Raw genomic sequence first — 10,831 nt, 5'->3', positions numbered from 1 at the left:
GACTTGGGTCGCTGAAAATGGCGGGGCGTCCTGCCCCGCACGGGAAGCGCCAATACATCAGCGCTTCCCTAACGGCAGGCGCGGCTGCCCGAGCCACCCGCTGCGGGGCGATGGCACCCGGCAGCGGGCAGCGCCCCTCAGGTTGAGCGTGAGGGCCCCATCATGGCCGTCTCGGGAGTCTGCTCTGTCTCCAGCAGGGCGCGCAGCTCGGTTGCGTCGATGCCTCGCTCGGGTCGTTCCGACACTGGGTCCAGCGGCGGTTGCCGCAGCGCTTGCCGGGGCAGTACCTGGAGGTGAACGGGGATGTCGCCGGCTAGGAACTCGAACACCGGATGCGTCTGCACCGAGCCGCTCGCGTAGCGTTGCGACGCCTCGCGCTCCTGCCACGGGATGCGCCGATCCATGAGCGCCATCAACACCTCTTCCGGGCTGTCGGCGAAGAGCCGCAGCTCGATACCATGCTCCCGCGTGGCCGTGCCACGCACCGCTGAGCCCACGAGGCGCGGGCGGAAGGCGGAGAACTCGTGCATGGCCTGCAGCGCGTGGCGGCGGAGAATCGTGAGGTCCGCAGCGCGCTCATCCGCTGCAAACAGGCGCTGCTGCTCGATGAGGGCATCGTTGATCTCGCCGTTGTCCGGCCAACAGCGCTTGTCGCTGATGCCGAGCCGGGCTGCGGCCTTTCGCCGGGCGCGCTCGAATTCCGTAGGCCCGTGCTCGGACAGGATGCGGGCCGATTCGTAGGCCAAGCGCCGGCGCTGATCGAGACAACGGTGGCGGCCGGCGCCCGGCTCCAACTGGCTGCTGCGCCGCTTCGGCCGCCGTGTGTTGGCCGTCGTTGCGGCCTTGGATCCCGATCGCCTAGGCATGGGCTTTCTCGCTTCGGTGGCAGCTCGCATTCCGCATCATAACCGCAGTTGCAATGACGGGTTGACGCAGTTGGTGAGAGCGCGCTGTGCGGCGCCCTGAGGTCCCCGCCCGACGGACGGGCGGTGTGTCCGGGGCCGGAAACCGGCGACGGCCCGTGCTTATGACGTCTTTGGGCGACACAAATCGTTTTCTCTCTGGTATCTTTATCGGGGAAAACAGAAGTCGTTTGTCAGGTTTTTGCCCAGCACGAGCCCGGTTGCCGCGACAGCCATGTTCGGATTCGGCCGTAAGCAACAGGCGCTAATCGGTGTGGACGTCAGCTCCACGGCGGTGAAGCTCGTCGAGCTGTCGCAGACCGCGGGCATGGCGGCGGAGCCCTATCGTGTGGACGCCTTTGCCATCGAGCCGCTACCGGCGAACGCGGTGGTGGAGAAGAAGATCTCCGATGTAGAGGCTGTCGGCCAGACCATTCAACGCGCGGTGGCCAAATCCGGCACCAGGACCAAGCGTGCCGCCTGTGCCGTCGCCGGCTCGGCGGTCATCACCAAGGTCATCTCCATGTCCGCGGATCTATCCGATGCCGAGATGGCTGCTCAGATCCAGCTGGAGGCTGATCAGTACATTCCCTATCCGCTGGAAGAGGTCAATCTCGACTTCGACTTGATCGGCCCCTCGTCGAATGATCCGGACATGGTGGATGTGCTTCTGGCTGCCTCCCGGCGCGAGAACGTGGACGATAGGGTGGCAGTGCTGGAGGCGGCCGGACTCACCGCCAAGATCGTCGACGTCGAAGCCTATGCGATGGAGAGCGCCTGCGCGTTGCTGCTTGGCCACTTCGACCGCGAGCGCCAGGAGCAGACCGTCGCGGTGGCCGATGTCGGCGCCACCACCAGCACGTTGCAGGTGCTGCACGGCGGCAAGACCGTCTATACGCGTGAGCAGAGTTTCGGCGCGAATCAGTTGCTCGACGAAGTGGAGCGGCGCTATGGCCTGGCCCGGGCGCAGGCGCTCGCACGACTGGACGAAAGTCGCCTACCGGAGCACTTCGCTAGCGAAGTGCTCAGACCCTTCGCGGAGGCGCTGGCGCAGCAGATCGCCCGCGCGCTTCAGTTCTTCTACTCGGCGAGTGCCTTCAACCGGACCGATCAAGTCGTGCTCGCCGGGGGCGGGGCGCGTATCCAGAAGATCGCCGGGATGGTGGAGGAGCGGCTCGGTTTTGCGGTGTCGGTGGCCAACCCGTTCGCCCCCATGGCCATCGGCATGGGCGTGGACCCCGTCCTGTTGGCCAAGGCGGCGCCGTCCATGATGACCGCAACCGGGCTCGCGCTGCGCGCCTTCGACTGATATGGCGCGCATCAATCTGCTCCCGTGGCGTGATGTCGAGCGCCGTCGCCGGCAGCGCAATTTCTTTCTGGCCACGGGTGCTGCCGTCGCCGTGGTGCTGCTGGTGGGTACGGGGGTGCGTATGCAGGTCGAGAGCATGGTTTCCGCCCAGGAGTCGCGCAACGCGTTTCTGAAGCAGGAGATTCGCAAGCTCGATCTGCGCATCAAAAAAATCGAGCAGCTCGAGGAAACAAAGGCCGGCCTACTGGTGCGCATGAACGTCATTCAGCAGCTCCAGCAGAGTCGTCCGGAGGTGGTTCACCTGTTCGACGAGCTGGTGGCGTCCATTCCCGAAGGCGTCTTCCTGACCAGTGTCAGTCGCAGCGGCAATCGGGTGGAGGTGGAAGGACGCGCCCGATCCAACGCCCGCGTGTCCGCCTTTATGCGCAACATCAACGCCAGCGCCTGGATCGCCGACGCCCAACTACTGGTGATCGAGAACAAAGACCAGACCGGCACCGGCCTCAGCCATTTTCGCCTCAGCTTCGAGCAGCAGCCGGTGGGCCACGAGGCTGACATGGAGCCGCGTATCGGGCGTTTCGGCGCCGGCGGCGCCAACGGCTGACCCGCCTAGTAGCCTTAGCCGGGTAAGAGATCCATCGTGGACGTAAGCGATTTCAATGATCTTGAGCTCAGCAACATCGGCGAATGGCCGAGAGCGGCCAAGGTCGTCGTGGTGCTGCTACTGTGCACCGCCATCGGCTGGTCCTGGTACGTCTTCCTCATTGAGGATCAGATCGCGCGGCTGGAGCGCGTCGAGCAGGAAGAGCTGACGCTGCGGGAGGCCTTCGAGGCCAAGCAGGCCAAGGCCGCCAACCTGGACGCCTACGAGCAGCAGCTCGCCGAAATGGAGGAGTCCTTCGGCGCCATGGTGCGCCAGCTGCCCGACCGCACCGAGGTGGCCGGACTCCTGGTGGACGTTTCCCAGACTGGGCTCGCCGCCGGCCTGGAGTTCGAGCTGTTCCAGCCCGCCGGCGAGGAGAGCAAGGACTTCTATGCGGAGCTGCCCATCCGTATGAGGGTCAACGGCCGCTACCACGAGTTTGGCCGGTTCATCAGTGGCCTCGCAGCGCTGCCGCGCATCGTCACCGTACACGATGTGAAGATATCAGCGCCGAGCCGCCGGATCGGGGATGCCGGCGGCGATGGGCGCCTCAGCATGGAGGCGACGGTCAAGACCTACCGCTATCTCGAGGAGGCAGCGGCGCAATGAGGTCACCGACGACGGGGACGGTCCGCCTTCTCATGCTGTCAGCCGCGGTTGCGCTCACCAGCTGCGGCCAGGCCGACCTCGAGGAGCTGGAAGGCTATGTGGAGCGCGTCAAGGCGCGCCGACCGGAACCGCTTGAGCCCATCCCGGAGATGTCAGAGGTGCATACCTTCGTCTACAAGCCGGGCGACCGGCGTGACCCGTTCGACATTGACGATCGCGTGGCCCAGGCCACGCTGCCGCCGCAGGGCAGCGGCGTGGCCCCGAACCCGCTGCGTCGGCGCGAGGAGCTGGAGCAATTCTCTTTGGACTCCCTGCGCATGGTCGGCACGCTGGAGCGGAACGACACCCGCTGGGGCCTCATCGTGACGCCCGACGGCGTACTGCACCGTGTACAGGTCGGGAGTTACCTCGGGCAGAACAACGGACAGATTACGCGGATCAGCCCCGATGCCATCGCGCTGACCGAGATCGTCGGCGAGGGCCCGGGCAGCTGGCGGGAGCGCGAGGCCAGCATCTCCCTCAGGCAGGAGTAACCGTACGGAGGTATCGAGTCGCCATGAGTCCCAAGGTTTGCAACAGGTCTTCGCTTCGCTCACCGTTCCGGGCTCGGCGGCGCCAGCCGGCGCGAGACAGATGCTTCGGCCTGCGTTTCCGGGGGCGGCATATTGCCGCGCTCGTCCTGCTGCTCTGTGCCGGGTCGGTTGCGCCCGCCAGTGCCGCGGTGCTGGAGGACGTGGCGTTCGCATCTCTCCCCGGCAATCAGGTGGAGATCGATTTGGTGTTTTCCGGTGATGCGCCTGCACCGGAGGACTTTGCCACCCAGAACCCAGCCCGCATCGCCATCGACTTCCCAGGCGCCAACAGCGGCTTGGACCGTAAGTCGATCCCAATCGGCCTCGGCGTCGCGCACAGTCTCGTGGCCATCGAGGCCAGCGACCGCACCCGGGTCGTCATCAACCTGAATGATTCCGTGCCCTACGCGCTCGAAACCCGCGGCAACCGTGTCACCGTGTCCTTGAACCCTGACCGACCGGCACCCGAGGCCACCCCAGCGCGCCGCATCGGCAGCGCCAGCGTTTCCGGCCGTGGCGCGCGCGCAGTGGAGCGCGGCGCTGTCAAAGACATCGACTTCCGGCGTGGAGCCAGCGGCGAGGGGCGTGTGCTGATCACCTTGCCCTCTGCTGAGACCCAGGTCAGCGTCCGCCAGGAAGGGCAGGAGGTGGTTGTGGACATACCCCGTACCGACCTGCCGCAGCGTCTGTTCCGACGCCTGGATGTGGTGGACTTCGCCACTCCCGTCACGGCAGTGGAATCCCGCGGCGTGGGTGGTGACGTGCGCGTCGACGTCAAGACGGCGGGTCAATTCGAGTATCTGGCCTACCAGGCCGAGAACCTCTTTACGCTGGAATTCCGGGCGCTCACGCCGACGGAGCAGGAGCAGCGCGAGCGGGAGAAGATCGTCTACTCCGGCGACCGCCTGTCGCTCAACTTTCAGGACATCGAAGTCCGCGCGGTGCTGCAGCTGCTGGCGGACTTCACCGGCCTCAACTTGGTGGCGAGCGATACCGTGCGCGGCAACATCACGCTTCGTCTACAGAATGTGCCCTGGGACCAGGCGCTGGACATCATTCTCAAGACGAAGGGCCTCTCCATGCGGCAGACCGGCACCGTCATTATGGTCGCGCCGACGCAGGAGATCGCAGCACAGGAGAAGGTGGAGCTCGAGTCCCGGCAACAGATCCAGGAGCTGGCGCCGCTGCGCTCGGAATTCATCCAGGTGAACTACGCCAAGGCGTCTGATCTCGCAGCGCTGCTCAAGTCCGAGGAGAACAATCTGCTCACACCGGAGCGCGGCAGCGTCACCGTTGACGCCCGCACCAATACGCTGCTCGTGCAGGACACGGCAGCCAAGCTTGAGGAGGTCCGGCGGCTGGTGAGCCGACTGGATGTGCCGGTTCGACAGGTGATGATCGAGTCGCGGGTGGTCATCGCCAACGACGACTTTGCGCGGGATCTCGGTGTGCGCTTCGGCCTTTCGACGTCGATGGGCCGACGGGGCGACAATGAGCTGCTCATCTCCGGCGGACGCCGGAACAATTCCGGGGGCGGACCCTTCGCGCGCTTCGACGCCGGCCCCTTCGGCCAGAGCACCGAACAGCAAACAGACCCGGACGGCAATACCATCTTCCCGCCGTTCAACTCCGTGGTGGAGTTCCCGGAGGGCAGCAACAACCCTTCCCTGATGGTCAATCTGCCGGCCAACGCCAACCCCGCGGGTGCCTTCAACTTCATGCTCGGCAAGGTCGGCTCACACCTGATCCAGCTGGAGCTCTCCGCCATGCAGCGAGAAGGCCGCGGCGAGGTGATCTCCTCGCCTCGGGTCGTGACCTCCGACCAGAATCAGGCCGTGATCAAGGTCGGAACGGAGATTCCGTATCAGGAGGCCACCGGTCAGGGCAACACCACCGTGGCGTTCAAGGAGGCGGTGCTGAAGCTCGAGGTCACACCGCACATCACTCCGGATGACCGCGTCATCATGGATTTGGCCGTCAACAAGGACAACCCGAACTTCGCCGACACAGTGCTCGGTGTGCCGCCGGTCGATACGCGCTCCGTGAGCACATCGGTGCTGGTAGACAACGGTGAGACAGTGGTGCTCGGTGGCGTGTACGAGCGCGACAAGACCTATGCCAAGGAGCAGGTGCCCTGGCTCGGGGACCTGCCCGTGCTCGGCCGGCTGTTCAAGAACGAGCAGCGCCAAGACAATAACAGCGAGCTGCTGATTTTCGTGACACCGAAGATCCTGAAGCGCGATCTGGCTACGCGTTGACGAGAGGTCCCATCGCAGCAGCGGTGTCCACGGGACGGGGCTGCCCTTGCCCCTGGGCGCCAAATCTGGCATACCTGCCCGCCATGATACGACCGCAGAACATCTTTCTCGTCGGCCCCATGGGGGCTGGCAAAAGCACCATCGGCCGCCAGCTCGCACAGTCCCTGGGCTATGAGTTCCAGGACAGCGATCAGGAGATCCAGCGCCGCACCGGTGTGGATATCGCCACCATCTTCGAGTTCGAGGGCGAGGACGGCTTCCGCAACCGCGAGCGCACCGTCATCGAAGAGCTGGCGCAGCAGGACAATATCGTGCTCGCCACCGGCGGCGGCGCCGTGATGGTGCCGGAGAACCGCCAGCAGCTGGCCGCCCGCGGCCTGGTGATCTACCTCCATTGCAGCCCGGAGCAGCAGTATGCCCGCACCGCCCGGGACCGCAACCGTCCGCTGCTGGACACCGATGACCCGCAGCAGAAGCTCAAGGACCTCATGGCCGAGCGCGAGCCCGTGTATCGGCAGGTGGCGGATATGGTGGTGTCCACGGAGCGCCGCGGTACCTCGTCGGTGGTAAAGGAGATCCGCCGGCGGCTCGAAGAGGGAGACCTCTGAGGTGGGCGCCAAGGGCCTTGCCGCTGCACCGGGTGATGCGCGATGGCTCGACGTCGATCTCGGCGCGCGCAGCTACCCGATCGTCATCGGCCCCAGGCTCATCGGCGACCCCGCTTACTACCGGCCCTACATCCGCGGCCGGCAGGTCCTTGTGGTCAGCAACGACACCGTGGCCCCGCTGTACCTCGACGCCGTCGAGGCGGCCCTTGCCGGCTTCGACTGTCATCGCGTGATCTTGCCCGACGGCGAGCAATACAAGGACCTTGGCACGCTGAACCGCATCTTCGATACCTTGCTGACGGCCCGTATGGGCCGAGACGTCACGCTGCTCGCCCTAGGCGGAGGTGTCGTCGGTGACATGGCGGGCTTCGCCGCCGCCTGTTATCAGCGCGGCGTGGACTTCATCCAGGTACCGACGACGCTGCTGGCCCAGGTGGACTCTTCCGTTGGGGGCAAGACCGGCGTCAATCACCCCCTGGGCAAGAACATGATCGGGGCCTTCCATCAGCCGCGCGCCGTCATCGCTGACACCGACACCCTGAATACCCTGCCGGACCGCGAGCTTGCCGCCGGCCTGGCGGAGGTGGTCAAGTACGGGCTGATTCGCGATGCGGGCTTTTTCGACTGGCTGGAGGTCCACCGGGAGCGCCTGCTCGCACGGGACGCGGGTGCGCTGGCGGAGGCCATCGAACGCTCCTGCCGTAACAAGGCGGAGGTGGTGGCCGCGGATGAGCGCGAGGCGGGACAACGGGCGCTGCTCAACCTCGGCCACACCTTTGGCCATGCCATCGAGGCGGGCATGGGCTACGGCGCCTGGCTTCACGGCGAGGCGGTCGCGGCCGGTATGGTGATGGCCGCCGAGCTGTCGGCCCGGCTCGGGTGGCTGGATATTGCTGACGTGGCCCGCACCCGTCGTCTGCTGGCGGGCTTCGGCCTGCCCGTGGACCCGCCCACGGACCTCTCCGAGGCGCGTTGGCTCGAGCTCATGGCCGTGGACAAGAAGGTGCAGGCGGGCCGGCTACGGCTCGTGCTGCTCCGAGGCATCGGCGCCGCCGAGGTGACGGCCGACTTTGACCCGGCTGCGCTGCGCGGTTTGTTGGAAGCGGTGTCCGGCGCGGCGGTGACGGCGGGTTAGAGCCGATTCACCGCAGGTGCTGCTCTCACCTCCGTCGGCGCCCTTGGGTCACATAGGCGTCGCGGTCATCGTCGGCCCTGCGTTGCCGTGTGCCGTGCTTGCGGTGCAGGGGCAGTTGATACCCGGCTTATGTCTTCCTGCGGCTCTGGCCCTGTCGGTCGCTTTCGAGGCACCAAGGGCGTGCATGTGCTCCAGCTCATGCGCCAACCTGGCACAGGCTCGGGCGGCTCAGCGCCGGATTTCGCCCCACCCTGGCTGGCATAGTCTCTGCTTCGGCCTTATGATGGCCGGTCGGGCGCTCATCAGGGCCTGCATTGCGCGCACCCGTCGCGGAGAGGGACGACGCGCTCGCCGGGTCCATCCCCACCGATGCCCAGCCGGCCGCGCGCGCTGGCTGCCGGCACAGCCGGGCCAGCCGCCGGCGGGGCGTAACCATGAATTCCTGGAACGCAGCACGTCCGATACCGGAACTTCGCGGGCTAGAAGCCGACTGACTCCGGACTCACAATCTATCTACTTCGGTCCGTCAACCGACCACTAGGCGACTACGAGGTCCCAAGCCATGAACCTTCGTGCCTATCCAGCGGCGCAGGGGCTCTACGACCCCGCCAACGAGCGCGACGCCTGCGGCGTCGGCTTCGTCTGCGACATCAAGAATCGCAAGAGCCACCGCATCGTCCGGCAGGGCCTCGAGATTCTGGAGCGGCTCACGCACCGTGGCGCCGTGGGTGCGGACCCCAAGGCGGGCGACGGCGCCGGAATTCTGGTGCAGATCCCGGACGATTTCTTCCGGGCCAAGGTGGACTTCGACCTACCCGCGGCGGGCCACTACGGCGTCGGCATGGTTTTCCTGCCTAAGGACGACGAGGCCCGCGAGCAAATGCAGGCCACGGTTCAGCGTCGCCTCGAAGAGGGCGGCCAGACCGTGCTCGGCTGGCGCGACGTACCCGTGGACAACTCGGACCTGGGCGAGAGCGTGCTGCCCACCGAGCCCGTGGTGCGTCAGGTGTTTGTCGCCTGCGGTGACAACTGCCCGGATCAGGACGCCTTCGAGCGCAAGCTGTTCGTGATCCGCAAGCGCATGGACAACGAGATCCGCGCGGCTGGGTACGATAAGACCGCGTATTACGTGGCATCCATGTCCTCGCGCACCATCAATTACAAGGGCATGCTGCTCGCGGGGCAGGTGGGTAACTACTACCTGGATCTACAAGACGAGCGCTTCGCATCCGCCCTGGCTTTGGTCCACCAGCGCTTCTCCACCAACACCTTCCCCACCTGGGACCTGGCGCAGCCGTTTCGTATGATCTGCCACAACGGCGAGATCAACACGCTGCGCGGCAACGTCAATTGGATGGCCGCGCGCCGGCACACCATGCGCTCCGAGGTGCTGGGTGACGATCTGGACAGCATCTGGCCGCTGATTCCAGAGGGCCAATCGGACTCGGCGTGCTTCGACAACGCGCTGGAATTGCTGGTGATGGGCGGGTACTCGCTAGCCCACGCAATGATGCTGCTGATTCCAGAGGCCTGGTCCGGCAATAAGCTCATGGACGAGAAGCGCCGCGCCTTCTACGAATTCCATGCGGCGTTGATGGAGCCTTGGGACGGCCCGGCTGCGGTGGCCTTCACCGACGGCCGCCAGATCGGCGCCACGCTGGATCGCAATGGGCTGCGTCCGGCGCGCTACCTGGTCACCCATGACGGCATGGTGGTCATGGGCTCGGAGATGGGTGTGCTGGACATCCCAGACGAGCGTATCGCCAAGAAATGGCGCCTGCAGCCCGGGCGCATGTTCCTCATCGATCTGGAGCAGGGCCGCATCATCGACGATGCCGAGGTCAAGGCCGAGCTCGCGGATGCCAAACCCTATCGTGAATGGCTGAACCGCACCCAAATCCACCTGGACTCGCTGCCGACGGATGTCGCCCCCATGGCTCCGGAGGCCAATGTGCTGCTGGACGCCCAGCAGGCCTTCGGGTACAGCCAGGAGGACATCAAGTTCTTGCTGACCCCGATGGTCGTATCCGGGCAAGAGGCGGTGGGCTCCATGGGCGCGGACAATCCGCCGTCAGTGTTGTCCTCTCGCTCCAAGCACCTGTCCACCTACTTCAAGCAGAACTTCGCGCAGGTCACGAATCCGCCCATCGACCCCATTCGCGAAGAGTTGGTGATGTCGCTGGTGTCGCTGATCGGCCCGCGGCCAAACCTGCTGGGCCTGAACGAGGCAGGGCAGCACTGGCGCCTGGAGGTAAACCAGCCCATCTTGACGAACCAGGACCTGGAGCGCATCCGCCACATCCAGGACAACTCGGGCGGCGCCTTCCGCACCGAGACGCTGCATATGGTGTATCCAGCGGTTGAGGGCGCCGACGGCATGGCCCCGGCGCTTGATCGGCTGTGCCAAGAAGCCGAGCAGGCGGTGCTGGAGGGACACAATATTCTGATTTTGTCGGATCGCCACACCAACGCCGACTATGTGCCGATCCCTGCACTGCTGGCGACGTCCGCCGTGCACCATCACCTGATCCGCCAGGGGCTGCGAACCAGCTCCGGGCTGGTGGTGGAGACCGGCGCCGCGCTGGAGGTGCATCACTTCGCGACGCTCGCAGGTTACGGCGCCGAGGCCATCAATCCCTACCTCGCCTTCGACACCATCGCCTCCCTGCTCGACCGGCTGCCGCACGACGGCGGCAAGCTCGACTTCGAGGAGGCCCAGTCCCGCTACATCAAGGCCGTCGGCAAGGGCCTGAAGAAGGTCATGTCCAAGATGGGCATCAGCACCTTCCAGAGCT

The 10,831-nt window shown here is 65.8% G+C and carries 9 protein-coding genes; 8 read left to right on the top strand and 1 reads right to left on the bottom strand.

The features are described from left to right. Positions 1-137 precede the first annotated feature (137 nt). Positions 138-746 (bottom strand): hypothetical protein, encoded by a 609-nt coding sequence (locus I6U14_RS04155; RefSeq protein ID WP_296897098.1) that lies wholly within the window; start codon positions 744-746, stop codon positions 138-140. Positions 747-1,137: 391 nt separating this feature from the next. Here I6U14_RS04155 and I6U14_RS04150 point away from each other — a divergent pair, with 391 nt between their 5' ends. The 8 genes from I6U14_RS04150 to I6U14_RS04115 all read left to right on the top strand — a co-directional run. Next, entirely contained in the window at positions 1,138-2,211 is a 1,074-nt protein-coding gene (locus tag I6U14_RS04150; RefSeq protein ID WP_296897096.1) for a pilus assembly protein PilM, read from the top strand. A 1-nt stretch (position 2,212) separates the two neighbouring features. Beyond that, positions 2,213-2,815: a PilN domain-containing protein gene (locus tag I6U14_RS04145; RefSeq protein WP_296897095.1), complete on the top strand. Its 603-nt coding sequence runs from the start codon at positions 2,213-2,215 to the stop codon at positions 2,813-2,815. Between the two features lie 36 nt (positions 2,816-2,851). Further along, the gene (locus tag I6U14_RS04140; protein WP_296897093.1) at positions 2,852-3,463 is read left to right on the top strand and encodes a type 4a pilus biogenesis protein PilO; all 612 of its coding nucleotides are present in this window, start codon (positions 2,852-2,854) and stop codon (positions 3,461-3,463) included. 32 nt (positions 3,464-3,495) lie between these two features. Next, positions 3,496-3,996, top strand: coding sequence for a pilus assembly protein PilP (locus I6U14_RS04135; protein WP_296897091.1), 501 nt, complete (start codon positions 3,496-3,498; stop codon positions 3,994-3,996). A 200-nt stretch (positions 3,997-4,196) separates the two neighbouring features. After that, complete coding sequence (pilQ, locus tag I6U14_RS04130) at positions 4,197-6,293, top strand: type IV pilus secretin PilQ (RefSeq protein ID WP_296897089.1); 2,097 nt, start codon at positions 4,197-4,199, stop codon at positions 6,291-6,293. An 83-nt stretch (positions 6,294-6,376) separates the two neighbouring features. After that, the gene (aroK, locus tag I6U14_RS04125) at positions 6,377-6,901 is read left to right on the top strand and encodes a shikimate kinase AroK (RefSeq protein WP_296897088.1); all 525 of its coding nucleotides are present in this window, start codon (positions 6,377-6,379) and stop codon (positions 6,899-6,901) included. A 1-nt stretch (position 6,902) separates the two neighbouring features. Beyond that, entirely contained in the window at positions 6,903-8,036 is a 1,134-nt protein-coding gene (aroB, locus tag I6U14_RS04120) for a 3-dehydroquinate synthase (RefSeq protein ID WP_296897087.1), read from the top strand. 562 nt (positions 8,037-8,598) lie between these two features. Continuing rightward, a partial coding sequence (locus I6U14_RS04115; protein WP_296897085.1) for a glutamate synthase central domain-containing protein occupies positions 8,599-10,831 on the top strand: 2,233 nt, incomplete at its 3' end.

It is taken from the genome of Thiohalocapsa sp. (genome assembly GCF_019695415.1).
Lineage (GTDB): Bacteria > Pseudomonadota > Gammaproteobacteria > Chromatiales > Chromatiaceae > Thiohalocapsa.
The sequence above is the reverse complement of the archived record's forward strand: the minus strand, read 5'-3'. Positions and strand labels throughout refer to the sequence as shown.

What these genes read in the sequence shown, in the direction of transcription:
- I6U14_RS04145 (WP_296897095.1), top strand. Translation starts at nt 2,213, where the DNA reads ATGGCGCGCATCAATCTGCTCCCGTGGCGTGATGTCGAGCGCCGTCGC.
- I6U14_RS04150 (WP_296897096.1), top strand. Translation starts at nt 1,138, where the DNA reads ATGTTCGGATTCGGCCGTAAGCAACAGGCGCTAATCGGTGTGGACGTC.
- I6U14_RS04135 (WP_296897091.1), top strand. Translation starts at nt 3,496, where the DNA reads ATGCTGTCAGCCGCGGTTGCGCTCACCAGCTGCGGCCAGGCCGACCTC.
- aroK (WP_296897088.1), top strand. Translation starts at nt 6,377, where the DNA reads ATGATACGACCGCAGAACATCTTTCTCGTCGGCCCCATGGGGGCTGGC.